Here is a 26,964-nt window from a genome sequence, read left to right as displayed (position 1 = left end):
CCGGCGCCGGTTGATCTCAGTGCGCGGGCAACAGTGCCTGCAGCCGCGACTCCAGTTCCTGCTGGCGCCAGCCGGCCAGTGCGGCCGGCCATTGGCGACGTTCCAGATAGCTTTCCAGATGCTTGCGCGAGGCGAGGATGCCATCCGGCAGCCCCAGCTCACGGCTGCGCTCGGCCACCGCATCCTGCAGCTTCTTCAGGGCCTGCTTGTTGCTGTCGTTGGCCGGCAGTGCCAGCGGCGCGTCGGCTTCATCGGCCAGCGGCGTCTCCAGTGCCTGCCACACGGCGCCGGCCAGCTTGCGCGGTGCCTTCGGGAACTGCTCGAACAGCTTGCCCAGCGCCGCCGCGTCGGCCGGAGGCGTGCGCGCGAGGGTGGCGGCCAGCTCGTTGTCCAGGATCCAGCTACGCGGGCGGTCGCTGCTGCGTGCCTGCACATCGCGCCAGCGCAGCAGGCGCAGCAGGCGGCGCTGTGCAGCGGCATCAAGGAACTGTGCCGAGCGCATCGCCAGGTGCGGCCAGCGGTCTTCATCATTGGCGACGCTGGCCAGCAGCCGCTCACCATCGTCGTGCAGCCACTGCTGGCGGCCCAGCGCCTGCAGCCTGGCATCGATGGCGTCGTGCAGTGCGAACAGATGCTCGACGTCGTCGGCGGCGTACTGCAGTTGCGACTCGGACAGCGGGCGGCGCATCCAGTCCGAACGGGTCTCGCCCTTGGCCAGCGCCACCCCGGTGATCTCCGCGACCAGCTTCTGGTAGCCCATGCCGCCGCCGATGCCGGCCAGCGATGCCCCGATCTGGGTGTCGAACAGCGGCCGCGGCAATACGCCGCAGGCCCACTTGAAGGCAACCAGGTCTTCGCTGGCGCTGTGCATTACCTTGGTGATCGATTCATCGGCCAGCCAGGGCGCAAGCGCTTCGGTCATGCCGGGAATCAGCGGGTCGATCAGCAGGATGTCCTGCCCAACGGCCATCTGCACCAGCGCCAGCTGCGGCCAGAACGTGCGTTCACGGATGAATTCGGTGTCCAGGCCGATGCGGGTCGGTCGCTGCTGGAAGTACGCATCCAGCTCGGCGGGGGTGGTGATCCAGGTTGCCACGGGTCAGGGCCTACTACTCGGGTTTGCTCAGGCAGGGGAGAATAGCCTAACGTCGGTCCGCGTCCGTGCCGAAGGAGGCTCTGCTTGCGTTTTCCGTTGTCGCCCGTGCTGTGCACCGCCCTGGCCGTGGCCCTGGCCGGCTGCACGCCGTCGCCGTCCGCGCCGGCGGACAGGGCCGCCAGCGGAGAGGCGCCCGCGGCCGAGGGGGCCGACACCGGCACCGATGCCAGTCCGCAGGCCCGGCAGGGCAGCGTGACCATCGCCGGTGAAGATGCCGCCGAGGACGTACAGCAGTGGACGCCGCCACGGGTGGACCGCCAGGGCCGCAGCCTGGTCCAGTTGCGGCGTGCTGCCGAGCAGGCGTTCGCCGAAGGGCGGCTTTATGAAGATGCGGATGCTGCCATTCCGTTGTGGCTGGCGGTGCAGGAAGAAAACCCGGATGACCGCCAGGCCCGGCTGGGCCTGCAGCGTGCCCGTCAGCGATTGCAGCAGTTGGCCGATGCCCTGCTGGTGCGGCCGCTGAAGCAGCGCGAGGCACTGGCCGAGGCCAGCCGCCAGGCACTGGTGTTGCTGACGCTGGCGCCGAAGGATGAGAAGGTGCGTGCGCTGCAGGCGCGGGTGGAGCTGGCGCAACGCGTGGTGGCCTACAACCGCGCTGGCGAGGAAGACCTTCGCTCGGACCGTATCGGCGAGGATGGCGACGGTGCCATTGGCAATTTCCGTGAGGCACTGGCGCTGGATGAAGGCAACAGCCGCGTACGGCAGGGCCTGGCCGCTGCCGAGAGCGGGTTGATCCGCCGTGCCGAAGATGCCGCGCGGGCGCGCGATTTCGCCAGCGCGGGTACCTGGCTGGCCGAAGCCAGCAAAGTGCGCGATTCGTCGCCGACGATTGCCGACGCGTTCGAGCGCATCGAGCAGATCCGCGCCGCCACGCTGCTGCAACTGCGTGATGACGGCCTGCGTGACCTTGCCACGCCACAAGGGCTGAAGCCGGCGCGCGAGAAACTGGCCGAGGCACTTCGCATCGCTCTGCCGGGTGATGCAGTGGTAGGCCAGCTGCGCGAGCGCATCGACCTGGCCACCCATTACGGCAGCTTCCGGCCAGGACAGGTGTTCAGTGATGCGATGCGCGATGGTGGGCGCGGACCGCAGATGGTGGTGGTGCCCCACGGTGGCTTCCAGATGGGCGCGGGCGATGCCGAACCGGGCTCGAGTGATGCCGAGCGTCCGTCGCACTATGTGCGCTTCGATCGCGGCTTTGCCATGGCGATCACCGAGATCACCGTCAGCGACTTCGAGCGCTACGTGAAAGCGTCCAATGCGCGTCCACGCGCGACCCGGCGTGGCCATTCGGTGGTCTACGACGAACGCAGCGGCAATTTCATCCGCCGCAGCGGCGTGGACTGGCGCTCGGACTACGACGGCGGCCGCGCGCTGGGCAACTCGCCGGTGATGCACGTCAGTGTGCGTGATGCCGAGAACTATGCGGCGTGGCTGTCCGAGCAGACCGGCCGCAGCTACCGGCTGCCCAGCGAAGCCGAGTTCGAGTACGCGCTGCGCGCTGGCAGCAGTGGCCGCTATCCGTGGGGCGATGCCGGCGTGCCGCCGCCGGGCAGCGGCAACTTCACCGGCAGCAAGGACGTTTCGCCTTCGGGCCGGCATTGGCACAACGCGTTTATCGGGTACGGCGATGGCTGGTGGGGGCCGGCGCCGGTGGCCAGCTTCCAGGCCAATGCCTTCGGCCTGCACGATATGGGCGGCAACCTCAGTGAATGGGTGGCCGACTGCTGGCATGCCAGCTACCGCCGCGCACCGTCCGATGGCGTCGCCTGGTTCAACCCGGGCTGTCGGTCGCGGGTGATCCGCGGTGGCAACTGGGCCAATGCCCCCGAGCAGACCCGTGCGGCCTGGCGGCAATCCCAGGATTCGGATACCACCAACGCCCGCATCGGCTTCCGCCTGGTGCGCGGCATCTGAGCGGCACCCGGCTTCACCCGCTGCGGGCAGTGGCGCACTAAGATTGCGCCGTGCCCGCCGGCCGGCGGGGCCAGCAGGAAGTCCCCCGATGCGCAACGATCCCTTCTCCCGCTCGTCGCAAGGCCCGCAGCGGCGTGGCCTGTTCGGCAACATCCGCTGGTGGGTGCTGCTGCTGGCCGCCGGCTATGCGCTGTTCTACTGGTTCTCCAACCGCACGGTCGATCCGTACACCGGCGAGAAGGTGATGATCGACAGCAGCCTGGACGCGCGCCAGGAAACCGCGCTGGGGCTGCAGGCCTACCAGCAGATCCTGTCGCAGGAACGGCCGATGGACCCCAATGCGCCTATCGCGCGCGATGTGCGCGACATCGCCCAGCGGCTGATCGCCAAGGTCGATGTGGTGGAGACCGCGCTGGCGCAGGAGCATGGCGTGCAGCCGGCGCATTTCGCGCGGGATTTCCAGTGGGAAGTGAACGTGATCCCGTCCGAGCAGGCCAATGCGTTCTGCCTGCCGGGCGGCAAGATGGCGGTCTACACCGGACTGGTGCCGGTAGCGCGCACCCGCGATGCGATGGCGGTTGTGATGGGCCATGAGATCGCCCATGCGCTGCTGCGCCATGGTGCACAGCGTATGGCCCAGCAGAAGCTGACCCAGATCGGGCAGGTGGCCGGCGCCGCCAGTGGCATGGATGCGCAGCAGCAACAGATGATGATGTCGGCGATGGGCTATGGGTATCTGCTGCCCTATGCGCGCAGCCACGAGACGCAGGCGGATGAAGTGGGGCTGATGCTGGCCGCAGCTGCCTGCTTCGATCCCCGCGAGGCGGTGCCGCTGTGGCAGCGCATGGGCCAGGCCAGTGGTGGCCAGGCACCGCCGGAGTTCGCGTCCACCCACCCGAACCCGGGCACCCGCATCCAGAACCTGCAGGCGCTGGTGCCGAAGGCGCTCGAGTACCGGCAGAAGTTCTGCGAGCAGGCGAAGTAGGAGGTTGGTCGGCAGGGCTTGCAGCCCTGCACCCGCTGCGAACCAAGGCAACAGCAACAGCCGAAGCAGAAGCGGGTTTCCTGTTGGTAGGCGGGGTGGGTCCGGTTGCGGGGGCCGCTGCAAGTACGTCCATGTAAGCTCGGTCGCCGCATCCATGCGGCTCACGCCCCCGCAACCGGACCCACCCCGCCTTCGACAGATTCTCGCGATCTGTCGGAATGGCGTGGGGTCAGATCCGTTTTCCTACGGGAAACGGATCTGACCCCGAATTGATTCGATATCTGACAGAGATTCATCCACGCGTGGCGTGGATCTACCGACCGTCATCGGGAAACTGTCGAGGGTGGGGCGGTGTGGCTGTGCAGGACCGTTGGCGCCATGGATGGCGCCATCGAGCCCCCAGGGATGGGTTTACGGCGTGTCCTGCACAGCCACACCGCCCCGCCAAACCATCAGCAATCCAGAGCCGCTTTGGCTGTTGCTTCGGCCGTTGCTTGAAGCCTCTGCAGGTGCAGGGCGCAGCCCTGCCGAACACCCCTTTACTTGACCTGTACGTCGATCACGCCGTCGCCGACGCGCGCCTGCAGCACATCGCCAGGCTGCACCTGGTCGACCTTCCGTACCAGCGTGCCATCGTCACTGCGGGTCAGGATGCTGTAACCACGGGCCACGGTGGCCAGCGGGCTGACCGCCTCCAGCGAACGCGCCAGCCCGCGCAGGCGCAGCGCATCGCGTTCCAGCAGGCGCTGCATTGCAGCCTGCGGACGCCCACGCAGAGCGGCGAGGCGGCGCTGCATCGAGTCGAGCTGGCGCTGTGGATGGTGCCCGCGCAATACCGCCGCTGCATGACGCAGGCGCGCGGCACGACGCTCCTGCTGCTGGTTGAATGCAGCATGCAGGCGCCGGCCCAGGTCCAGCTGGCGGCGACGCAGCAGATCCAGTCGCGCCTGTGGGCTTTGCGCGTTCAGGCGCAGCAGGGCGCGATCGGCGCGCTGCATCGCCTGCTGCATCGCGTGCCGTTGCAGCTGCACCATGCGTGCGGCCGTGCGGCGCAGGCGCAACGCCAGTTCGCGCTGGTCCGGGACCAGCAGTTCGGCGGCCACCGACGGTGTCGGCGCGCGCAGGTCGGCGGCGAAGTCGCTGAGGCTGAAGTCGGTTTCGTGGCCCACCGCCGACACAACTGGCGTGTGGCTGGCCGCAATCGCGCGGGCCAGCGCTTCATCGTTGAACGCCCACAGGTCTTCCAGCGAACCGCCACCGCGGGTCAGCAGGATCACGTCGTAGCGGCCACTGGCATCGGCGGCCTGCAGCAGGCGGGTGATCTGCGCGGCGGCCGTGCTGCCCTGGACCAGGGTCGGCAGCAGGTCCACTTCCAGCAGCGGGAAGCGGCGGCCGAGCACGCTCAGCACGTCGCGCACGGCGGCGCCGGTGGGCGAGGTGATCACCGCCAGTCGCCGCACATGTGCAGGCATCGACCGTTTGCGTGCCGGGTCGAACAGGCCCTCGGCCTCCAGCCGTGCCTTCAGCTCTTCGAAGGCGCGGCGCAGTGCGCCTTCGCCGGCTTCCTCCATGTGGTCCAGCACCATCTGGTACTCGCCACGGGCGTCGTACAGGGTCACCTTGCCACGCACCAGCACGCGCATGCCTTCGCGCGGCACGAACTTCAGGTACTGCGCCTTCATCCGGAACATCGCCGCGCGCAGCTGCGCACGTGCGTCCTTCAGGGTGAAATACAGATGCCCGGAGGCGGGGCGTGCCACGCTGCCCAGCTCGGCCTCGACCCAGATCGCCGGAAAGCTGCCTTCCAGCAGGTCGCGGGCCAGGGTGTTGAGCTGGCTGGGGGTGAGGATGTCGTCGTTGCGTGGCTGCATGGGAACGGCGTGCGGCAGGTGGAACGGGTGCTCAGGATCGCACGTCAGCGCGGAGCGTGCTGGCCCAGCGCCCACTGCACGTGTTCGCGCACCAGGGGGGATGGATCGTCGGCACGGGTGTGCAGTGCGGCCAGCGTTTCGGCCGTGGTCGGCGCATTGCCCAGTGCCACGGCGATGTTGCGCAGCCAGCGCTCATGGCCGCTGCGGCGGATCGGGCTGCCTTCGGTGCGGCGCAGGAACTCGGCTTCGTCCCAGGCGAACAGCTGGTCCAGACGGGCAGTGTCGAGGTTGTTGCGTGCGCGGAAGTCGGCTTCGTCGGTGCGCTTGGCGAACTTGTTCCAGGGGCAGACCAGCTGGCAGTCGTCGCAGCCGTAGATGCGGTTGCCCATCAATGGCCGCATGTCTTCGGGAATGGCGCCATCGTGCTCGATGGTCAGGTAGGAAATGCAGCGCCGTGCGTCCAGTCGATGCGGGCCGGTGATCGCACGGGTGGGGCAGACATCGATGCAGCGCGTGCAGGTGCCGCAGTGCGCAGTGGCCGGTGCATCGATCGGCAGCGGGATATCGATGTAGATCTCGCCGATGAAGAACCACGAACCGCCGTGGCGGTCGATCAGGCAGGTGTGCTTGCCGATCCAGCCCAGGCCGGCGTTGCGCGCCAGTGCGCGTTCCAGCACGGGGGCGGAATCGACGAATACGCGGTAGCCCAGCGGTGCCACTTCATCGTTGATCTGCGTGGCCAGCTTCTGCAGGCGGTTGCGCATCAGCTTGTGGTAATCGCGGCCCAAGGCGTAACGGGCCACGTAGGCGCGGCCCGGGTCGGCCAGGGTTGCCCAGGCTTCGGTGTCGTCCTTGTGGCTGTAGTCCATGCCCACCGAGATCACCCGTACGGTGCCGGGCAGCAGCTCGGCCGGGCGCGCGCGCAGGGTGCCGTGGCGCGCCATCCAGTCCATCGTGCCGTACAGGCCCTGGCCCAGCCAGTCGGCCAGATGTGCCTCATCCTCGCCCAGCTCGATGCCGGCGATGCCGCAGCGCTGGAAGCCATGCGCACGGGCCAGTTCGCGGATGCGCTGTACGGCCTGGGCCGGATCGACAGGGGCGGGGACGGGGGACATGTGCACCAGTATAAAATCCCCGCATGGCCAACCTTGCCGATCTGTTCGATTCCGCTGCCGCGCGTGCGCTTGATGCGCAGGCCTCGGCGCTGGCCGCCGAGGGCGGTTGGGGCCTGATGGCGCAGGCCGGCCAGGCCGCCTGGCAGTGCCTGCTGCAGCATTGGCCGCAGGCGCGGCGGATCGGCGTGGTGGTCGGTGCGGGCAACAACGGCGGCGATGGCCATGTGCTCGCCCGTCATGCGCTGCAGGCCGGGCGCGAGGTTCTGGTGATCGCCATGCCGGGGAAGTCGCCGTCAACCGTGCTGGCGCAGCGTGCAGCATCGGAATTCACGTCCGGCGGCGGCACCATCACCGATTTCGACGGCGCGCTGCCCGAGGCCGACATCTGGGTTGATGCCCTGTTCGGTCTGGGCTTCGATCGCGCGCCGGAAGGCGTGGCGCAGGCGCTGATTGTCGCGCTCAACGCGCAGGCGGCACCGGTATTGGCCCTGGACGTCCCCAGTGGCGTCGATGCCGACCGCGCTGCCGTACCGGGCGTGGCCGTGAAGGCCGCTTTGACCCTGCAGTTCATCGTGCCGCATCGCGGGCTGTATACCGGCGACGCGCTGGATCATTGTGGTCAGAAGGTGCTGGCGCCGCTACAGCTACCCGCGGCCGCATGGCAGGGCGTGTCATCCGCCGCAGAGCATTGGACCCAGGCTCGCTTGCCGGCACTGCTGCCGCCGCGCCGCGCCAACACTCACAAGGGCGAATCCGGGCACGTGCTGTGCGTCGGCGGCAACCATGGCAGCGGCGGTGCCATCGCCATGGCGGCCGAGGCCGCTTTGCGTGCGGGCGCGGGATTGCTGAGCCTGGGCACCCGCCGCGATCACGTCGGCCCATTGCTGGCGCGCCTGCCGGAGGCGATGACCCATGCGCTGGAAGACGGCGATGTGCTGCCGGCATTGCTGGACAAGGCCAGGGTGGTGGCGATCGGCCCCGGGCTGGGCCAGGACGAATGGGCGCGCGCACTGTTTGCACGGGTATTGGCGTGTGGCAAACCGCTGGTGGTCGATGCCGATGCCCTGAACCTGTTGGCGCAGGATCCGCGCGCCCTGCCCGACGCCATCCTTACGCCGCATCCGGGCGAGGCCGCACGCCTGCTCGGCTGCAGCACCGCCGACATCCAGGCCGACCGCTACGCCAGCGCGCAGGCACTGGCCGAGCGCTTCCACGCCGTGGTGGTGCTGAAGGGCGCCGGCAGCATCGTTGCGGCGCCCGGGCAACGGCCACGAGTGATTGCCGCAGGCAATCCCGGCATGGCCGTGGGGGGCATGGGCGACCTGCTCACCGGCATCATTGCCAGCCTGTGCGCGCAGGGGCTGGCCGCCTTCGACGCCGCCGCTGCTGGTGCACTGCTGCATGCGCTCGCTGGCGACGCTGCGGCCGCCGACGGCGCCCGCGGCCTGCTTCCCACTGATCTGCTGGTGCCGCTGCGGCGACTGGCCAACCCGGAACGCTCTTCATGACTGACTTCTTCCTTGCCGACAGCGACGCAACCGAACTGCTCGGGCAGTGGCTGGCGGCGACCCGACCGCCGCAGGCGCTGATCGAACTGCGCGGCGACCTCGGGGCCGGCAAGTCCACCACGGCCCGTGCACTGCTGCGCGCGCTGGGCGTGCAGGGTGCCATCCGCAGCCCGACGTATACCCTGGTCGAGCGCTATCCGCTGGCCAGTGGCGGCGAGGCCTGGCACCTGGACCTGTACCGCATCGGCCAGGCTGGCGAGCTGGATTTCCTCGGCCTGGACGAGGGCAGTGCGGTGCTGTGGCTGGTCGAATGGCCCGAGCGGGGCGCCGGCGCCTTGCCGCCGACCGACCTGGTGGTGGCGCTGGAAATCGAGGGCCAGGGGCGTCGCGTGCGTCTCACTGGATCCAGCGACGCAGGGAATGAATGGCTGAAACGGCTCCCTCAAGGGGGTGACTTGCAGGCCATTTCTGTCGGCTGACGAGAACAAACACCGGCAGGTTACGGATTATTAAGGAAAAAGGTGTTGCATTCCGTTCAGCGCGGTGATTGAATCCTGAGCCATGCGCCCGGGGAACCGTCTCATCGCCATCTGTGCCGCCGTCGGACTGGGTCTGGCGAGCGTCAGTGCGTGGGCCGGTGAAGTCCGCCAGGTCCTGCTGAATACGGGCGCCACCGGCACCCGTGCCGAGATCTCGTTGGTCGGCAGTGGCGGTTACAAGACCCTGTCGCTGGCCGGACCGAACCGCCTGGTGGTCGATTTCCCGGACTCCAGCGCCGTACGCAACCTGAAGATGCCGGCCGCGCAGGGCGTGGTGACGGCGGTGCGTACCGGACAGCCGGTGCCGGGAACCTTCCGTGTCGTTTTCGACCTCGCTGAATCGGTGGCGCCGTTCCGCCCGCAGATGCAGCGCGAGGGCAATGAATCCAAGCTGGTGATCGAATGGCCCGGCGATGGCCCTGCCGTGGCCGCCAGCCGTCCGGCAGCGACGCCGGCGGTGCAGCCGCAGGCACCAGTCAACACGCCCGCGCCGACGCCGGCGGAGAGCGCGCAGTCGCGTTCCGATGCCGCGCGTGCGACCGCGCTGCTGACTGCCCAGGTTCGCCAGCAGGCCAGTGCCACTGCCGCCGCGCCAGCCACGCCCACCCCGGCGCCGTCCACCGCGCCGGCCCAGGTTGCGGCTGCCGGAACCGTGGCCAGCAGCTCGCCTTCCTCCTCGCCGGCCGCGATCCTCGCCGGCCAACGCACCGCCGCCGTGGTGACCACGCCGCCGGCGACCGTGCCGGCACCGGCACCGACGCCGGTGGAACCGCCGCGTCCGGCCATGCCCAGTGATGCCTCGCGCATCCGCATGCAGGCCGGCATGCGTCATCTGGTGGTCGCCATCGATCCCGGCCACGGTGGCCAGGATCCGGGCGCGATCGGCCCGACCGGCAAGCGCGAAAAGGATGTCACCCTGGCGGTGGCCCGTGAGCTTGCCCGCCAGGTCAACGCCACGCCGGGCCTGAAGGCGTACCTGACCCGCGACAGCGACGTGTTCATCCCGCTGCCGATGCGCGCGCAGAAGGCGCGTGCGAACAAGGCCGACATCTTCATTTCGATCCACGCCGATGCGGCTGAAAACCGTTCGGCCACCGGCTCGTCGGTCTATGTCCTGTCGACCAAGGGTGCTTCTTCGCAGCGCGCCCGTTGGCTGGCGGACAAGGAGAACGCGGCCGATCTGGTGGGTGGCGTACGCCTGCAGCAGACCGAGGGCACGCTCGCCAACGTGCTGCTGGACCTGGCCCAGAGCGGTTACATGAAGGCGTCTGAAGATGCCGCCGGCCACGTGCTGGGCGGCCTGAAGCGGATCGGCAACAATCACAAGCCGAACATCGAACGCGCCAACTTCGCCGTGCTGCGCACCTCGGACATGCCGGCGATGCTGGTGGAAACCGCGTTCATCTCCAATCCGGACGAAGAGCGCCGCCTGATCGACCCGGCCTACCAGCGCAAGATCGCCGGTGCCGTGCTCGATGGCGTGCATACCTTCTTCAGCCGCCAGCCACCGCCGGGCACGCTGTACGCGGCCCGCGCCCAGGCCGAGATCGACGCTGCCGGGACCATGGCCGGCGGCAGCAAGTAGAATCGACTGTCGGTCGACTACGCGCGTAGCGCGGGGTTTCCGGTGCCCGGCGAAGAGCAGTCGACTGACAGTCGACTCTACATGCGGCGCCTCCGCTATCATCGACCCATGAAGTCTGCTGCCCATCCTCTCCCATGAGCGCGCCCGGCCCGCGTCCGATCCGGCCGTTGCCGGAAATCCTGATCAACCAGATCGCCGCCGGCGAAGTGGTCGAACGTCCTGCATCGGTGGTCAAGGAGCTGGTCGAGAACGCGATCGATGCCGGTGCCAGCCGTGTCGATATCGACCTCGAGGAGGGGGGGGTCCGCCTGATCCGCATCCGCGACAACGGCAGTGGCATCGCACCGGAACAGCTGCCACTGGCGGTATCGCGCCATGCCACCAGCAAGATCGCCGACCTCGACGACCTCGAATCGGTGGCCACGCTCGGTTTCCGTGGCGAAGCACTGCCCTCGATCGCCTCGGTCAGCCGCTTCACCCTGTCCTCGCGCCGCGCGCACGACGAGCACGGTTCGGCACTGCAGATTGAAGGCGGCAAGATCGGCGAGGTGACCCCGCGCGCGCATGCACCGGGCACCACGGTGGAAGTGCGCGAGTTGTTCTACAACGTACCGGCGCGACGCAAGTTCCTGCGCGCCGAGCGTACCGAACTGGGCCATATCGAAGAATGGCTGCGTTCGCTGGCGCTGGCGCGACCGGATGTCGAGCTGCGCGTGTCGCACAACGGCAAGGCCTCGCGCCGCTACAAGCCAGGCGATCTGTACTCCGATGCGCGGCTGGCCGAAACGCTGGGCGAGGACTTTGCCAACCAGGCCGTGCGCGTTGACCACAGCGGTGCCGGCCTGCGCCTGCATGGATGGATCGCGCAGCCGCATTACTCGCGGGCCAGCGCTGATCAACAGTACCTGTACGTCAACGGCCGTTCGGTGCGGGATCGCAGTGTCGCCCACGCAGTGAAGATGGCTTATGGCGATGTGCTGTACCACGGCCGGCAGCCGGCCTATGTGCTGTTTCTGGAGCTGGATCCGACCCGCGTCGATGTCAACGTGCATCCGGCCAAGCATGAAGTGCGCTTCCGTGATTCGCGGCTGGTGCATGACTTCGTCTACCGCACACTGAAGGACGCGCTGGCTGATACCCGCGCCGGCACGTCGGTGCAGGAGATCGGTGCGGGTCCGTTGCATCCGGTGGACGCCGCCGCTGCACCAATGGCATCGAGCGCGGGCGCGTCGGGTTTCGGGCTGGTGCGTGGGCCTGCGCCCGGTGCCGGCCCAGGCGGCGGTGGTGGTGGTTTTTCCGGCTGGCGCCCGCAGCAGCCCCTTGGGCTGCAGGTGGCTGACGCGCCGGCGGCCTACGCCGCACTGTATGCCACGCCGTCCGGTGCCGAACGCGGGGCGGCGCTGCCGCCGATGCCCACCGAGAATGGCCTGCCGGTCACCAGTGCCGATGCCGGTGTGCCGCCGCTGGGCTATGCGATCGCGCAGCTGCACGGCATCTACATCCTGGCCGAGAACGCAGAAGGCCTGATCGTGGTCGACATGCATGCCGCACACGAGCGCATCGGCTACGAGCGCCTGAAGAACGCGCACGATGGTATCGGCCTGCAGTCGCAGCCGCTGCTGGTGCCGATCACGCTGGCGGTGGGCGAGCGCGAGGCCGACACTGCCGAAAGTGAAGCCGGAACGTTGGCGGCGCTCGGCTTCGAGGTGACCCGTGCCGGTCCCGGATCGCTGCACGTGCGCAGTATTCCAGCGCTGTTGGCGCATGCCGAACCGGAGGGGCTGCTGCGCGATGTGCTGACCGACCTGCGCGAGCATGGCCAGAGCCGCCGCGTGGCCAGCGCACGTGACGAACTGCTGTCGACCATGGCCTGCCACGGTGCGGTGCGTGCCAACCGGCGCCTGACCGTGCCGGAAATGAACGCGCTGCTGCGCGACATGGAAATCACCGAGCGGTCTGGCCAGTGCAACCACGGCCGACCGACCTGGGCCCGTTTTTCGCTGGCGGAAATCGACCGCTGGTTCCTGCGCGGACGTTGAGGGGAGCATCGATGCGTTATCGGGGAATGGGCGGCCTGCTGGCCGCCTTGCTGTTGGCCGCGTGCAGCCCGGCGACACCGCCGGCGCCGAAGGTCACTGAAGATCCGGCCTATGCGGCCGCGCAGCAGCAATGGCGGGTGGCCCGCTACGAGGACCTGACCCGGCCCGATGGCTGGACGGCCCTGGTGGGCCTGCATTGGCTGCAGAACAAATCACATTTCGTCGGTAGCGGCGCCACCAATGGCATCCGCCTGACGGTCGGCCCGGACAAGCTGGGCCTGCTGCGTCGCGAGGGCAGCCAGTGGTGGTTCACGCCCGAAGCCGGTGTGGACGTCAGCCATGACGGCCAGCCGGTACGCGGCCGTATCCGCATCGACACCGACAAGGATCCGCAGCCGACCCTGTTGGCCTTCGACGGCGGCAAGGGGCAGCTCAGCATCATCCGGCGCGGGCCGCGCGATGCACTGCGGATCAAGCACGCCGATGCGCCGGCGCGCCGTGATTTCGCCGGCCTGGAGTACTGGCCGGGTGGCCCGGACTGGCAGGTGCAGGCACGTTTCATCCCGCATCCGGCGGGCAAGACCCTGCCCATTGTCGACATCACCGGTCTGACCACCGAAATGCCCAATGCCGGTGCGGTCGAATTCGAACGTGACGGCCGCACATGGCGGCTGGAGGCGATCGGAGCCGCCGGGCAGCCGTTGTTCCTGATCTTTGCCGACCGCACCAGTGGCCGCGGCAGTTATCCGGCCGGTCGCTACCTGGATACCGACGCGCCCGCTGCCGACGGCACGGTACGCATTGATTTCAACCATGCCTACAACCCGCCGTGTGCATTCACCGCCTATGCCACGTGCCCGCTGGCGCCGCCGGAAAACCGGCTGGACCTGCGCATGGAAGCGGGCGAGAAGGCCTACCACCTGTCTGAAGGAGAAGGCTGAGATGCCGTTGAAGCGACTGTTCCGTGCAACGCTGCTGATGGCAGCGTTTGCAATCGCGCCGCTGGCACCGGCGCGCAATGCACCGGCCACCGACGCCACGGCGGCGGCCAAGCCGCCGGTGCCGCTGCTGTGGAAGGTGACCGGCCCGGGGGATTCACGCGTGTACCTGCTTGGATCATTCCATCTGTTGAAGCCGCAGGACTACCCGCTGTCGCCCGATGTCGAGCAGGCCTTCGAGGCTTCGCAGCGGGTCGTGTTCGAACTGTCGCCGGAGGACATGCAGTCGCCGCAGCTGGCCAGCCGCATGGTGCAGGCCGCGGTGCGCACCGATGGCAGCGAGCTCAAGCGCGATCTTGACGCGGCCACCTGGCAGAAGCTGCAGGCGTTTGCATCCGAGAACAAGCTTCCGCTGGCACAGATGCAGGGCATGAAGCCCTGGTTCGTCGGCCTGAGCATTTCGGTTGGGCAGATGCAGAAGATGGGCCTGGACCCGGCGCTGGGCCTGGACCGTCATTTCATGGAGCGTGCGCAGAAGACCGGCCGCAAGACTGCCGGGTTGGAAGACATCGATACCCAGATCGGCATGCTCGACGGCATGACCGTGCAGGAGCAGCGACAGATGCTGTCCGAGGCGCTGGATCAGGCGGGCAAGGGCGATGAGCAGGCACGTCAGCTGCACGACGCATGGCGGCGCGGCGATGAGCGCGTGTTGTGGACGAAGATGGCCGCGGAAATGCGCCAGCAGTACCCGCAGCTTTACCAGCGCATCAACACCGGGCGCAACGATGCCTGGGTGCCGAAGCTGCTGCCGTACCTGCAGGCCGGGCAGGGCGGCACGCTGGTGGTGGTCGGTACCCTGCACCTGCTGGGCAACGACGGCGTGGTCGAGAAGCTGAAGGCGAAGGGCTACAAGGTCGAGCGCGTATGCACGGGGTGCAAGGCGAAACGCTGACGTATCGTTGGCACGATGCCAAACAAAACGGCGCGCCAGGGGCGCGCCGTTTTCGTATCAGCCGATGCCGCAGCTCAGCGGCGGGTCTTGCCGCCGGTGCCGGTGCCCGGCTCGTTCGGCTTGTTGCCGGTACCTGCGCCGGTTCCCGTTCCGGTGCCACCCGGTCGCGGACCACCGAAACCGGTGCCCATGCTGCGCTGGAATTCCTGCCACAGCTCCAGGTTGCGCTCGGTCAACTGGTTCATCATCGCCCACGGGGTCTGGCCCAGCAGGTTGCCCATCTGCTGGCGGAACTGCTGCTGCTGGTCGAGGAAGACCTGCATGCTGCGCTCCAGGTAGTTGCCCATGAAGCCCTGAAGGGAGTCGCCGTAGAAGCGGATCAGCTGGCTCAGCAGCTGGGTGGACAGCATCGGTTCGCCGTCCTGTTCCTGGTCGGCGATGATCTGCAGCAGGACCGAACGGGTGAGGTCGTCGCCGCTCTTGGCGTCTCGGACTTCGAAGTCTTCACCGTCCAGGATCAGTTGGCGCACGTCCTCGATGGTGATGTAGCTGGAGATCTCGGTGTCGTAGAGACGGCGGTTCGGATACTTCTTGATGATGCGGGTCGCAGCCATTGAAGCGGTCACTCGTCACAGTAGATGCGCAGCATGGCGCAGTGCAGCAGCCGTTGCAACCGCCTCAGCCCCCGCCAGGCTTGGCTTTCACGGGGGATCATGTTGCGCAACAAGGGTTTGCGTGCTGCGCAGCATGACCATCGGCAGGGGCGGCGGGTGTGCGCCGCTGTGGCCGTTGGCGCGGCTTACCAACCCATATGGTGGCCGCCATTGATGTCCAGGTTGCTGCCGGTGATCCACGAGGCGTCCTCCGCCACCAGGAAGGACACCCCGTAAGCGATTTCCTCCGGCTTGCCGAGGCGCCCGGTGGGAATGTCGGCGACGATCTTGGCGCGCACTTCTTCCGGCACCGCCATCACCATGTCGGTGGCCACGTAGCCGGGCGAAATGGTGTTGACGGTAATGCCGAAGCCGGCGTTCTCGCGGGCCAGCGAGATGGTGAAGCCATGCATGCCGGCCTTCGCGGCCGCGTAGTTGGCCTGGCCGTACTGGCCCTTCAGGCCGTTGATCGAGCTGATCTGGATGACCCGGCCCCAGCCCCGCCGGCGCATGCCCTCGATGACCGGGCGGGTGACGTTGAACACCGAGTTGAGGTTGGTGTTGATCACATCGTGCCACTGGTCCGCGCGCATGCGATGGAAGGTGGTGTCGCGGGTGATGCCGGCGTTGTTGACCAGGATTTCGACCGGGCCCAGTTCGGCCTCGACTGCACGCACCAGTGCTTCGGCACTGTCCGGATCAGAGACATCACCCGGGAAGATCGACACGCTGTAACCGCGTTCGGCCATCGCCTGCTGCCAGGCGCGGGCCTTGGCCTCGTCGCGGTAATTGGTGGCGACCCGGTGGCCCTGGTCGGCCAGGCGCTGGCAGATGGCGGTGCCGATGCCGCCGGTTCCGCCGGTGACCAGTGCGACGCGAGATGTCATGGAATGCTGTCCGGAAATCAGGTGGGGGAGGGGTGATTCTGCAACATCGGCGCAGAAAGTGCGCCGGGTGGCAGCAGGATGTCGGTACGTGGCAGTAGTGCTGGGTCGAAGGCCTGCCGGGCGGCCGCCAACAGCGTGTCCAGATCGTGCGCAGGTTCCAGTGCCCCGGGTGCCTGGCCGAGCAGCTGCCAGAGCTGGCGCAGCACCGGCAGTGGGCGCGAACTGTCCACCGCCAGTGCCGCCAGCGACTTGGATAGTTTGTGGCCCGGCGCATCCAACAGCAGCGGCAGGTGCCAGTAGTGCGGCACCGCCAGCCCCAATGCCTGCTGCAGCAGGATCTGCCGCGCTGTAGAGTCGAGCAGGTCGGCACCACGTACCACCTCGGTCACGCCCTGTGCGGCGTCATCGACCACGACAGCCAGCTGGTAGGCCCAGCAGCCATCCGCACGGCGCAGCACGAAGTCGCCGACCTCGGCATGCACGTCCTGCTGCTGCGGTCCACGCAGGCCATCGGTGAAGCGCACGATGCTGCCGCGTGGAACACGGAAGCGGACGGCGGGGTCCGGCCGAGGTTGACGGGCGACGCAACGATGGTGGATGCCACTGCTGGCAGCCAGGTCGCTGCGGCTGCAATGGCAGACAAAGGCCTGGTCGCTGGCCAGCAGCACGTCCAGGGCGGCCTGGTAGGCCTCGCCGCGCGCGCTCTGCCAGAGGATCGCACCATCGTGGGCCAGCCCGAACGCTGCCAGCGCCTGTAGTTGTGACTCGGCGGCGCCGGGAACGGTGCGCGGTGGGTCGACGTCTTCGATGCGCAGCCGCCACAGGCCGCCGTGATGGCGCGCGAGCAACCAGCTGCCGAAGGCGGCGAGCAGGGATCCGGGGTGGAGCAGGCCGGTCGGCGAGGGCGCGAAGCGGCCGCAGGGAATGGGGGAGGTCATGCTGGCTGAATCGTCGGTCAGGTTGGCGCTTGAATTCAAGCTGACCACACCGCAAATTGACCGGTATCGACCCCTTCCGAGCCGGATTTTCCCATGTTTACCCGCATTGCCCTGTTCCTGGCGACCAATTTCGCGGTCCTGATCCTCGCCAGCATCGTGATGTCGTTGCTGGGGGTCAATTCGAACCAGATGAGCGGCCTGCTGGTCATGGCCGCGATCTTTGGTTTTGGTGGCTCCCTCATCTCGCTGCTGCTGTCCAAGTGGATGGCCAAGCGTTCCACCGGCGCGGTGGTGATCACCGAGCCGCGCAACCAGACCGAACGCTGGCTGCTGGCCACCGTCGAGCGCCAGGCCAAGGCGGCCGGCATCGGCATGCCCGAAGTGGCCGTGTACGAAGGTCCGGAGATCAATGCCTTCGCCACCGGCGCCAACCGCAACAATGCGCTCGTGGCGGTGTCCACCGGCCTGCTGCACAACATGAGCGAGGATGAGGCCGAAGCGGTGCTGGGCCACGAGATCGCCCACGTCGCCAACGGTGACATGATCACCATGGCGCTGTTGCAGGGCGTGCTGAACACCTTCGTGATCGTGCTGGCCCGCGTGGTCGGCGGCATCATCGACAGCGCGCTGTCGGGCAACCGCGAAGGCGGCGGCCGCGGCTTTGCCTACTACATCATCGTGTTCGTGCTGGAGATGGTGTTCGGTCTGTTCGCTACCATGATCTCGATGTGGTTCTCGCGCCACCGCGAGTTCCGCGCCGACGCTGGCGGTGCCTCGCTGGCCGGTCGCCAGAAGATGATCGCCGCGCTGGAGCGCCTGCAGCTCAACCACGGCCAGAGCACGCTGCCGACCCAGATTGCCGCCTTCGGTATTGCTGGTTCGACCGCGAAGAAGCTGTTCATGAGCCACCCGCCGCTGGAAGAGCGCATCGCCGCGCTGCGGGCGTCGACGGTGGCGTAAGCCTCCGCTTCCACGGTAGTGCAGGAACGCCCGGCCCCGCGCCGGGCGTTTTTGTTTGCGCGCACGCATCGGTGACGCCGGGTACGACTCGGCGAGAGTCATTTCCGCGACTGCGGAGGGGTGTCACTTTCTTTGCGCGCAAAGAAAGTAACCAAAGAAACGCTCCGCCGGCCGCGAGCCGACGTGCTGCGCACGCCGGTACCCTGCGCTTCTCGGAGAATCAGGGGACGGCGCCGAACTCGCTGCGCTCAAACACCGGCGCCTCTCCGCCCCTGATTCCCCTGCGATGCTCGGCTCGCTCAAGGCGGACTGGAAGTCAAGATCAACGGCAAAGCATCCACGCGTGGCGTGGATCTACTGGGTGCAGCTGTGGCGTTTGACCTTGGGTCCGCCTTGAGCGAGCCGAGCACCGCAGGTCCGGCGAGGGCGAAGAGGTGCGGGTGTCTGAGCGTAGCGAGTTCCCGCACCGTCCCTCGGCGGGCCGAGGAGCGCAGGGTACCGATGCGCAGCATCGGCTCGCGCCCTGGCGGCGTGTTTCTTTGGTTACTTTCTTGATGGCGCACATCCATGTGCGCCACCCTACGGGCCGGCTACGCCGTTCCACGCTGCTCCTGCAGCGCGGTGCACGAGCAAAGAAAGTGACACCCCTCCGCAGTCGCGGAAATGATCCCCAGGCATCGCCTGGCGCGCCAATGCGTCGGCGCACAAACGAAAACGGCACCCTCGCAGGTGCCGTCTCCATGAACCGCGTTACACGGAACCTCAGAACTTCGCGTCGAACTCCGCCGCGTAGCCAGTGTTCACCAGCACCTTCTGCAGCGACTCGGCCACCTTCAGGTTGCCGGCCACGATCTGGTGGGTCTCCGGGCCGCGGTTGTCCATGCGGCCCAGAGTGGCGCCCTTGAAGTCACAGACCTTGCCGCCCGCTTCGCGGACCAGCAGCAGGCCGGCGGCGATGTCCCACGCCTTCACACCGGCCTCGAAGTAGGCGTCGGCACGGCCGCAGGCCACGTAGGCCAGGTCCAGCGCGGCCGAACCGGTGCGGCGGATGTCCTCGCCGTGCACCAGCAGGGCGTCGACCGCCTTCAGCTGGGCGCTGGCGCGGCTGCGCTCGCGCGGGGCGAAGCCGGTGTGGATCATGGTGCCTTCCAGGTCCTTGCGGTCGGCCACGCGGATGCGGCGGTCGTTCAGCACGGCACCAGCGCCCCGGCTGGCGGTGAACAGTTCATTGCGCAGCGGGTCGAAGATGACCGCATCGGTCGGCTCGCCGTTCTCGACCAGGGCGATCGACACGCAGTAGTGCGGCACGCCGCGCAGGTAGTTGCTGGTGCCATCCAGCGGGTCGATGACCCACATCTGGCGGCGCTCGCCCTGCACGCCACCTTCTTCACCGAAGATGCCGTAGTCCGGGTAGGCGCGCTTGAGTTCCTTGACGATGACCTTTTCCGCGTCCGCATCCACTTCGCTGGCGTAGTCCATCCGGCCCTTCTGCACCACGTTCAGTGCCTCGAGCTTGTTGATGTTGCGCAACAGGACGTTGCCGGCGAGGCGGGCGGCCTTGACCATGACGGTGACGGCGGGTTTCTGCATGGCGTGGGCTCCCGGAAAGGCAGAAGAGATGGACTGGCGGGGGAAAAGAGCGGGTCCGGCGCAGTGGCCGGCCGCACAGTTTACCATTGGTCATCGTCCAGCTCGACCTTTTCCCTGTTCATGTCCCAGTTTCCTGCCGCCACCCGCCTCCGATTCGTCCTGGTCGGTACCCAGCACCCCGGCAACATGGGGGCTGCCGCCCGCGCCCTGAAGACCATGGGCCTGGCCCGCCTGGTGCTGGTCGCCCCCGAAAAACCGCTCGACGAAGAGGCCTTCCGCCGTTCGGCCGGTGCCGAAGACGTGCTGGGGGATGCCCCGGTGGTGGCTACCCTGGCCGAGGCCGTGGCTGACTGTCGCCTGGTACTGGGCTGCACGGCCCGTGCCCGCCGCGTCCAGCTGGAGGAATACCTGCCGGCCGATGCTGCCGCCCGTGCGGTGGCCAAGGCGGGCGAAGGTGCCGAGGTGGCACTGGTGTTCGGCCGCGAGCGCACCGGCCTGACCAACGAGGAACTGCAGCTCTGCCATGCGGCGGTGCATATTCCGTCCGACCCGGAGTTCAGCTCGCTCAACCTGGCCGCCGCGGTGCAGGTGCTGGCGTACGAAACGCGCATGCAACTGCTTGGGGCGCAGCCGGTTGCAGAAACCGAACCCAGCTTCCGCGAGCAGGCGGCCAGCCATGAGCAGATGGAGAGCTTCTTCGCCCAGCTTTCCGACACCCTGGACGAGATCGATTTCCACAAGGGGCGTGCCCCGGAATCGGCGATGCGCAAGCTGCGCCGCCTGTTCCTGCGCAGCGAACCGAGCGAGCAGGAAGTGCGCCTGCTGCGCGGCATCCTCGCCGACACCCAGCGCATGGCGCGTCTGGCACAGGCCGGTAGCAAGGACAGCTGACGGCGTTCTCATTTTTTCGGGTAGTCTGTCTGGATACCCAGGGGGGATGACGTCTGTGTCGGGTCTGCGAAAGGCAATGCAGGGGGGACTGCTGAGCCTGGCCATGGTCCTGCTGGCCGGAGCCGTGCATGCAGCACCGGATCCGGTGCTGGTGCTGGGCCGGATCAGCGATGACCCCAAGGCCCACTACGAGCAGCTGCAACCCCTGCTGGACTACGTTGTGGCTCGCATGCATGACGTCGGCATCCAGGAGGGGCGGATACTGATGGCCCGCGACCCGCAGCAGATGGCGAGCTATCTGCGGCGGGGACGGGTCGACTGGGTCACGGAAACCTCCGGTACGGCAGTGGCGTTGGGCCAGCGCAGCGGCGCTCGCCCCTTGCTGCTGACCGAACGCAACGGGGTGCGCGAGTACCAGACGGTGTTCTTCGTGCGCAGCGACAGTCCCATCCAGCGGGTGCAGGATCTGCGCGGCCATCGCCTGGCCCTGCAGAACATGGCTTCCACCAGCGCCTACCTGGTGCCGGTGATGACCCTGCTGAACCATGGCCTGTCGCCACAGATCCTGGCCGGGGTCTGGGACGTGCCAGGCCGTGACAGCGTGGGGTATGTGTTCGCGCGCAGCGAGTTGAACATCGCGACGTACGTGCACAAGGGGATGGCGGATGTGGGGGCGGTGAGCAGCGTGGACTGGAATGACGAGCGGCGGGTGCCGGCTGCATTCCGGCGCGATTTCCGCGAACTGCTGCGTACCGAACCGTACCCGCGTGCGGTGGAGATGGTCCGCGCCGACCTCGATGCCCGGGTGCGTGATCGCCTGCAGGAAGTCCTGCTGCAGGCAGCCAGCGACCCGCAGGCGCAGGGCGCGTTGCATCGGTTTTTTGGCACTTCCGGTTTCCACCGTGTCGATGCGCATGCGCAGCAGCGGTTGGATGAATTGAAACAAGGATTGACGCGCGTGCGGATGGAAGTGGAATGAAGTGGCTCGGCTCGGGGATGCAGGCCCGGTTCCTGCTGGCGATGGGCGGAGCGATGGTCGTGGTGGTCGCGATCCTGGCGGTGCTGCTGGGGCGCCAGACGGCGATGCAGAGCGAGGTGCGCACCCTCAGCGGTGGCGTCATCCATGAATTGTTCGACCGCAGCGTGCGCAGCCGCGGCGAAGCGATGGCGCGCGAGTTGTCCGATGCGCTGGCCAACCCGCTGTATTACCGCGACCTGGACCAGGTCGGCGTACTGGTGCGCAGCACGGCGCGGCAGCCAGTGGTGCGTTATGTACTGGTGTTCGACGAGCGTGGCCGACTGGTGCACGACGGCTCGGTCGAGGTCCCGGGATTCGGCCAGCCGATGGCCGATCCCCTGGCGCCCAAGGCTGCGGCGGCGCAGGCATTGCTGGTGCAGGAATCGCCGAAGGTGCTGGACAACACGATGCCGATCATGGTCGGCAACCAGCGCATCGGCGGCGTCCGCGTCGGGATGGCGCTGGACGAGGTGCAGCAACGCGAACAGGCGGCCAATGCCACCCTTGGCGAGCGCCTGCAGCTGGTCGGCAGCCGCCACCTGGGATGGTTGCTGCTGATGCTGGGGTTGCTGGTGGTGATTGGCGTGGTGGTGATCCTGTACGTGCAGCGCACGCTGGTCGCGCCGATCCGCGACCTGGCCGCGGCCGCGCGTCGCATCGAGGCGGGGGACTATCAGACACCGCTGGCCGAGAACACCCGTGACGATGAAGTGGGTGAGCTGGTGCGCGGCTTCGCCCGCATGCGCGATGCGATCGCCCGCCATGACCGCGAAGTGCGGCACATGGCCTACACCGATGCATTGACCGGGCTGACCAACCGGCTGGCGTTCCGCGAAGCGCTGGACCATCGGCTGATGGCGGCGCGTGCCGCCAATCATCGGTTGGGACTGCTGTTCGCCGACATCGACGATTTCAAGCGGGTCAACGACACGCTTGGCCATGAGGCCGGTGACGAGGCGTTGCTGCAGTTCGCACAGCGCATCGGTCGCGCGGTCGCGGAAGCGGGCGGTGACGAGGCCCTGCTGGCCCGCTTCGGTGGCGATGAATTCGTGATTCTGGTCGGCGACGGTGACGTGGCCGCCAACGCGCGGCTGCTGGCCGAGGTGCTGGTGCGTGAGCTGGGCAGGCCGCTGGTGGTGCAGGGCCGGGAGCTGTTCCTCGGTACCTCGATCGGCGTGACCTTGTTCCCCGATGATGCGGCCGACGCGACGACGCTGCTGAAGAACGGCGACATCGCCATGTACCAGGCGAAAATGGCGGGCAAGAACTGCTACCGCTACTACAGCCGGGCGATGGACCATGCGGTCGAGCGTCGTGTGCACATGGAGCAGGAGCTGCGCGGGGCCTGGGAGCGCGGGGAACTGCGCCTGGCCTACCAGCCGATCTTCCGCATGCGCGACCGTCGCATGGTCGGCGTCGAAGTGCTGCTGCGCTGGCAGCATCCGACCCTGGGCACGATTCCGCCGTCGGTGTTCATCGAAGTGGCCGAGCAGAGCGGGTTGATCGAGATCATCGGCCCGAAGGTGCTGCGTGCGGCCTGCATGGAGGCCTCGCAATGGCCGCGTGGCGTGGCAGGCGACGACCTGTTCGTATCGGTCAATGTGTCACCGCGGCAGCTGCGCGGCGGTGAACTGCCGGCGCTGGTCGCGCAATGCCTGCATGAATCCGGACTGCCAGCGTCGCGCCTGCACCTGGAGCTGACCGAGACCGCGGTGATCGGTGACGAGATGGTCGCCGCGCAGCTGCTGGACAAGCTGCATCGCACCGGCGTGAAGGTCTGGCTGGACGATTTCGGCACCGGCTTCTCCGGCCTGAGCCACCTGCGCCAGGTGCCGGTGGACGGCGTGAAGATCGACAAGAGTTTCGTGGCCGACATGCAGCGTGATCCCGATGACCTCGCGCTGACCACGGCGATCATCGCCATGGCCCACGCGCTGGGCATCACGGTGGTGGCCGAGGGCATCGAGCAGCAGGCGCAGTTTGAACTGCTGGCGCAGCGCGGCTGCGATCTGGGGCAGGGCTACTGGCTGAGCCACCCGGTCACCGCCACCGAAGTGGTGCGGATGATCGAATCGGGCCTCTGACCGAGTGACGTTGTGCCGGGGTCAGATCCCTTTTCCGCAGGAAAAGGGATCTGACCCCGCTACGTAATTACACCGGGCGCTTGCTCGGGTCACCGGGAAGTTCGCGCACCAGCTTCGGGATCAGATAGCCGGACAGCTGCGCGGTCAGGCCTGCAATCAGTGCCTTGGCCCGGGTGTCGTCCACCTCGAAGTGGGCCACGCCTTCGACCCGGTCCAGCTGGTGCAGGTAGTAGGGCAGCACGCCGGCGGCGAAACTGCGCTCGCTCAGGTTCTGCAGGGCCTGCACGCTGTCGTTGACCCCGCGCAGCAGCACCGCCTGGTTCAGCAGCTGGGCGCCGATGCCGCGCAGGCGGGCCATCGCGGCGTCCACGCTGGCGTCGAATTCGTTGGCGTGGTTGGCGTGGACCACGATGGCCAGCGGCCACGGCAGGCCACCCAGCCAGGCCAGCAGTTCCTCGTCCACGCGCTCGGGCAGCACGATCGGCAGGCGGCTGTGGATGCGCAGGCGGCGGATGTGCGGAATCGCGCGCAGGGCATCGGTCAGCTCGACCAGCTTGTGCGTGGCCAGTGACAGCGGATCGCCGCCGGACAGGATCACCTCGTCGATGTCAGGGTCGGCCGCAATGGCCGACACCGCGTCCTGCCAACCGCCCTTGGCAGCATTCTCCGCGCCATAGTCGAAGTGGCGGCGGAAGCAGTAGCGGCAATTGATCGCACAGCTGCCCGTCGCCACCAGCAGGGCGCGGCCTCGGTACTTCTGGATGACGCCGGTGGCCTTCTTGGCCGCGCCATCGCCCACCGCATCGAAGCTGAACCCGGGCGCGGGACGCATTTCCTCGTCGATCGGCAGCACCTGCCGCAGCAGCGGATCGGCCGGATCGCCCTTGCGCATGCGGGCCACGAACCCCTCCGGCACGCGCAGCGCGAACTGGGCCATGGCCGCGTCCGAGACGCCCAGCGCAGCCGGGTCCAGCTGCAGCCGGGCCAGCAGGGCCTGCGGGTCGCGCAGTGCCTGGCGCCAGAGCTGCTGCCAGCGCGCGGGCGCGCCTGGCGACTGGGGCCGGGGGAAGGCGGAAAGCTGCATGGAGAGGGGGCCTGCGGTTATCATGGGGGCAGAAAAACAGTCGCCCACCGGCATCCGGTGGGCTTTCCATTCTAACGGCTCGCCGCACCCGCGGCGTTTTTGCCACTCAGGAGTTTACGCATGGCCAGCTACGGCATGAACGACGTCAAGAACGGGATGAAGATCCTGGTCAACAACCAACCGGCCGTCATCATCGACACCGAATACGTCAAGCCGGGCAAGGGCCAGGCCTTCACCCGCGTGAAGTACCGCCTGATCAAGGACGGCCGCACCCAGGAAGTGACCATGAAGTCGACCGACTCGCTGGATGCAGCCGACGTCGTCGATACCGACATGAACTTCATGTACAGCGATGGCGAGTACTGGCACTTCATGGACCCGGAATCCTTCGAGCAGGTCCAGGCCACCAAGGCCGGCATGGGCGGCGCCGAGAAGTGGCTGAAGGGCGAAGAGTCCTGCGTGGTCACCCTGTGGAACGGTGAGCCGATCTTCGTGCAGCCGCCGAACTTCGTCGAGCTGAAGATCACCGAAACCGATCCGGGCGTCCGTGGCGACACCTCGGGTGGTGGCGGCAAGCCGGCCACCCTGGAAACCGGCGCCGTGGTCCGCGTGCCGCTGTTCGTCAACCAGGATGAAATCATCAAGGTTGATACCCGTTCGGGCGAGTACTCCGCACGCGTCAAGTAAGGTTCCGGCCATAGGCCGACCTTACTGTAGAGCCGAGCCATGCTCGGATACGCGCCATCGCATCCGCGCTGGCGCTCCCATGATCTGCTTCGGCAGATCATGGGTCCCGCTTCACGAGTCTCCAGACCCCGCCGCTTCGCGGCAGCCCCTGACTCAGGGGCGTGTCCCCCAGAAGTATCTCGCCGCCCCCCAGCCAGTGAGCCAGCATGAGCGATAGCCCGCACCTCCCCGAAGCCTGCGACCTGCTCATCGAAGCCGGTTATGTCGTTCCGATCGAGCCGCATGCGGTGGTGCTGGAAGACCATGCCGTTGCCGTGCGTGGCAGCGAGATCGTTGCCATCCTGCCGCGTGCCGAGGCGCGTGCGCGCTTCCGCGCCGCGCAGGTGGTCAGCCGGCCCGAGGCGGCGCTGATGCCGGGCCTGGTCAACGCGCACACGCACAATCCGATGACCCTGCTGCGCGGCGTCGCCGACGACCTGCCGCTGATGACCTGGCTGCAGCAGCACATCTGGCCGGTGGAAGCGGCGGTGATCGGCCCCGAATTCGTCGCCGACGGCACCACCCTGGCCATCGCCGAGATGCTGCGCGGCGGCACCACCTGCGCCAACGAGAACTACTTCTTCGGCGACGTGCAGGCTGCGGTCTACAAAAAGCACGGTTTCCGCGCGCTGGTCGGCGCGGTCATCATCGATTTCCCCACCGCCTGGGCCAAGACCGACGACGAGTACTTCGCCAAGGCCGGTGAACTGCATGACCAGTGGCGAACCGATCCGCTGATCGGTACTGCGTTCGCGCCGCACGCGCCATATACGGTCAACGATGCCAACTTCGAGCGGGTGCGGATGTTGTCCGACCAGCTCGACATGCAGGTCCACCTGCACACCCACGAGACCGCGCAGGAAATCACCGATTCGATCAAGCTGCACGGCCAGCGCCCACTGGCGCGGCTGGATCGGCTCGGCCTGGTCAACGACCGCCTGATCGCGGTGCACATGACCCAGCTGACCGACGCGGAAATCCACCTGTGCGCCGAACGCGGCGTCAGCGTGGTGCATTGCCCGGAATCGAACCTGAAGCTGGCCTCCGGTTTCTGCCCGGCCTGCGCCCTGCAGCGTGCCGGCGTGAACCTGGCGATCGGCACCGATGGCTGCGCCAGCAACAACGACCTGGACATGTTCAGCGAGAACCGCACCGCGGCGATCCTGGCCAAGGCCGTGGCCGACGATGCCACCGCGCTGGACGCGGCCACCACGCTGCGCGCCTCCACCCTGGGCGGCGCCCGCGCACTGGGCTTCGGCGAGCGCATCGGTTCGATCGAAGTCGGCAAGCAGGCCGACCTGGTCTGCGTTGACCTGTCGGCGCTGGAAACCCAGCCGCTGCACAACGTGCTGTCACAGCTGGTGTACGCCACCGGCCGCCAGCAGGTCAGCGACGTCTGGATCGCCGGCAAGCCGAAGCTGGTGCAGCGCGAGCTGGTCGGCATGGACCTGCCGGGCATCATCGCCAACGCGCGCCAGTGGCGCGAGCGTATCCGTCATATCCGCGCCTGAACCCCGGCGCTGCA

At 67.7% G+C, this 26,964-nt stretch carries 22 protein-coding genes; 14 read left to right on the top strand and 8 right to left on the bottom strand.

Translation table 11 applies throughout. The features are described 5' to 3' along the window. Positions 1-16: 16 nt before the first annotated feature. Positions 17-1,096 carry a ribonuclease D gene (gene rnd, locus ACZK4H_RS14800; RefSeq protein ID WP_099551896.1) on the bottom strand — a complete coding sequence of 360 codons (1,080 nt, stop codon included), beginning with the start codon at positions 1,094-1,096 and terminating at the stop codon, positions 17-19. An 84-nt stretch (positions 1,097-1,180) separates the two neighbouring features. Between rnd and ACZK4H_RS14795 the strand changes: the two genes are divergently transcribed. After that, the gene (locus ACZK4H_RS14795) at positions 1,181-3,073 is read left to right on the top strand and encodes a formylglycine-generating enzyme family protein (protein ID WP_099551895.1); all 1,893 of its coding nucleotides are present in this window, start codon (positions 1,181-1,183) and stop codon (positions 3,071-3,073) included. Between the two features lie 88 nt (positions 3,074-3,161). Then, positions 3,162-4,058, top strand: coding sequence for a M48 family metallopeptidase (locus tag ACZK4H_RS14790; protein WP_099551894.1), 897 nt, complete (start codon positions 3,162-3,164; stop codon positions 4,056-4,058). Between the two features lie 539 nt (positions 4,059-4,597). Here the strand turns inward: ACZK4H_RS14790 and xseA are convergent. Together xseA and queG are read right to left on the bottom strand one after the other, a co-directional pair. Further along, a complete protein-coding gene (xseA, locus tag ACZK4H_RS14785; protein ID WP_099551893.1) occupies positions 4,598-5,929 on the bottom strand; it encodes an exodeoxyribonuclease VII large subunit in 1,332 nt (443 codons plus the stop codon). A 44-nt stretch (positions 5,930-5,973) separates the two neighbouring features. Beyond that, positions 5,974-7,044 (bottom strand): tRNA epoxyqueuosine(34) reductase QueG, encoded by a 1,071-nt coding sequence (queG, locus tag ACZK4H_RS14780; protein ID WP_099551892.1) that lies wholly within the window; start codon positions 7,042-7,044, stop codon positions 5,974-5,976. A gap of 23 nt (positions 7,045-7,067) precedes the next feature. Here queG and ACZK4H_RS14775 point away from each other — a divergent pair, with 23 nt between their 5' ends. The 6 genes from ACZK4H_RS14775 to ACZK4H_RS14750 all read left to right on the top strand — a co-directional run bounded on the left by ACZK4H_RS14775 (position 7,068) and on the right by ACZK4H_RS14750 (position 14,608). Further along, positions 7,068-8,552: an NAD(P)H-hydrate dehydratase gene (locus ACZK4H_RS14775; RefSeq protein WP_099551891.1), complete on the top strand. Its 1,485-nt coding sequence runs from the start codon at positions 7,068-7,070 to the stop codon at positions 8,550-8,552. Then, the gene (gene tsaE / locus ACZK4H_RS14770) at positions 8,549-9,031 is read left to right on the top strand and encodes a tRNA (adenosine(37)-N6)-threonylcarbamoyltransferase complex ATPase subunit type 1 TsaE (protein WP_099551890.1); all 483 of its coding nucleotides are present in this window, start codon (positions 8,549-8,551) and stop codon (positions 9,029-9,031) included. The genes ACZK4H_RS14775 and tsaE overlap by 4 nt, the downstream gene beginning before the upstream one ends. Before the next feature lie 82 nt (positions 9,032-9,113). Then, positions 9,114-10,676 carry an N-acetylmuramoyl-L-alanine amidase gene (locus ACZK4H_RS14765; protein WP_099551889.1) on the top strand — a complete coding sequence of 521 codons (1,563 nt, stop codon included), beginning with the start codon at positions 9,114-9,116 and terminating at the stop codon, positions 10,674-10,676. A 134-nt stretch (positions 10,677-10,810) separates the two neighbouring features. Continuing rightward, entirely contained in the window at positions 10,811-12,715 is a 1,905-nt protein-coding gene (gene mutL / locus ACZK4H_RS14760; protein ID WP_099551888.1) for a DNA mismatch repair endonuclease MutL, read from the top strand. Between the two features lie 11 nt (positions 12,716-12,726). Next, positions 12,727-13,656: a DUF1684 domain-containing protein gene (locus tag ACZK4H_RS14755; protein ID WP_099551887.1), complete on the top strand. Its 930-nt coding sequence runs from the start codon at positions 12,727-12,729 to the stop codon at positions 13,654-13,656. 1 nt (position 13,657) lies between these two features. After that, positions 13,658-14,608: a TraB/GumN family protein gene (locus tag ACZK4H_RS14750; RefSeq protein ID WP_099551886.1), complete on the top strand. Its 951-nt coding sequence runs from the start codon at positions 13,658-13,660 to the stop codon at positions 14,606-14,608. A gap of 74 nt (positions 14,609-14,682) precedes the next feature. Here the strand turns inward: ACZK4H_RS14750 and phaR are convergent, their stop codons facing one another. The 3 genes from phaR to gluQRS all read right to left on the bottom strand — a co-directional run bounded on the left by phaR (position 14,683) and on the right by gluQRS (position 17,086). Then, complete coding sequence (gene phaR / locus ACZK4H_RS14745; protein ID WP_099551885.1) at positions 14,683-15,222, bottom strand: polyhydroxyalkanoate synthesis repressor PhaR; 540 nt, start codon at positions 15,220-15,222, stop codon at positions 14,683-14,685. Between the two features lie 185 nt (positions 15,223-15,407). After that, complete coding sequence (gene phbB / locus ACZK4H_RS14740) at positions 15,408-16,148, bottom strand: acetoacetyl-CoA reductase (protein WP_099551884.1); 741 nt, start codon at positions 16,146-16,148, stop codon at positions 15,408-15,410. A 17-nt stretch (positions 16,149-16,165) separates the two neighbouring features. After that, on the bottom strand, positions 16,166-17,086 hold the full coding sequence (gene gluQRS / locus ACZK4H_RS14735; RefSeq protein ID WP_099551883.1) for a tRNA glutamyl-Q(34) synthetase GluQRS: 921 nt from the start codon (positions 17,084-17,086) through the stop codon (positions 16,166-16,168). A 93-nt stretch (positions 17,087-17,179) separates the two neighbouring features. Between gluQRS and htpX the strand changes: the two genes are divergently transcribed. Further along, positions 17,180-18,046, top strand: coding sequence for a protease HtpX (gene htpX / locus ACZK4H_RS14730; protein WP_010486600.1), 867 nt, complete (start codon positions 17,180-17,182; stop codon positions 18,044-18,046). Between the two features lie 762 nt (positions 18,047-18,808). Here htpX and ACZK4H_RS14725 read toward each other — a convergent pair. Continuing rightward, entirely contained in the window at positions 18,809-19,636 is an 828-nt protein-coding gene (locus ACZK4H_RS14725; protein WP_005417749.1) for an inositol monophosphatase family protein, read from the bottom strand. 120 nt (positions 19,637-19,756) lie between these two features. On the opposite strand from ACZK4H_RS14725, the gene ACZK4H_RS14720 reads away from it, so the two are divergent. Genes ACZK4H_RS14720 through ACZK4H_RS14710 form a run of 3 tightly spaced genes read left to right on the top strand, consistent with a single transcriptional unit; the run spans position 19,757 to position 23,629 of the window. After that, positions 19,757-20,527: an RNA methyltransferase gene (locus ACZK4H_RS14720; protein ID WP_099551882.1), complete on the top strand. Its 771-nt coding sequence runs from the start codon at positions 19,757-19,759 to the stop codon at positions 20,525-20,527. Positions 20,528-20,573: 46 nt separating this feature from the next. Continuing rightward, a complete protein-coding gene (locus ACZK4H_RS14715; protein WP_099551881.1) occupies positions 20,574-21,506 on the top strand; it encodes a phosphate/phosphite/phosphonate ABC transporter substrate-binding protein in 933 nt (310 codons plus the stop codon). Further along, on the top strand, positions 21,503-23,629 hold the full coding sequence (locus ACZK4H_RS14710; RefSeq protein ID WP_099551880.1) for a putative bifunctional diguanylate cyclase/phosphodiesterase: 2,127 nt from the start codon (positions 21,503-21,505) through the stop codon (positions 23,627-23,629). Before ACZK4H_RS14715 ends, ACZK4H_RS14710 begins: the two co-directional genes overlap by 4 nt. Positions 23,630-23,696: 67 nt before the next feature. Here ACZK4H_RS14710 and epmB read toward each other — a convergent pair whose 3' ends face one another. Beyond that, positions 23,697-24,713, bottom strand: a complete 1,017-nt coding sequence (epmB, locus tag ACZK4H_RS14705) for an EF-P beta-lysylation protein EpmB (protein ID WP_164145906.1) — start codon at positions 24,711-24,713, stop codon at positions 23,697-23,699. A 120-nt stretch (positions 24,714-24,833) separates the two neighbouring features. On the opposite strand from epmB, the gene efp reads away from it, so the two are divergent. After that, the gene (gene efp / locus ACZK4H_RS14700; protein ID WP_006457340.1) at positions 24,834-25,400 is read left to right on the top strand and encodes an elongation factor P; all 567 of its coding nucleotides are present in this window, start codon (positions 24,834-24,836) and stop codon (positions 25,398-25,400) included. A 206-nt stretch (positions 25,401-25,606) separates the two neighbouring features. Continuing rightward, a complete protein-coding gene (locus tag ACZK4H_RS14695; RefSeq protein WP_099551878.1) occupies positions 25,607-26,950 on the top strand; it encodes a TRZ/ATZ family hydrolase in 1,344 nt (447 codons plus the stop codon). The last annotated feature ends 14 nt before the right edge of the window (positions 26,951-26,964 follow it).

The organism is Stenotrophomonas sp. 78350_Sma, from assembly GCF_056482105.1.
Note: the sequence above shows the minus strand (reverse complement) of the source record. Positions and strands in the feature narration are given on the sequence as shown.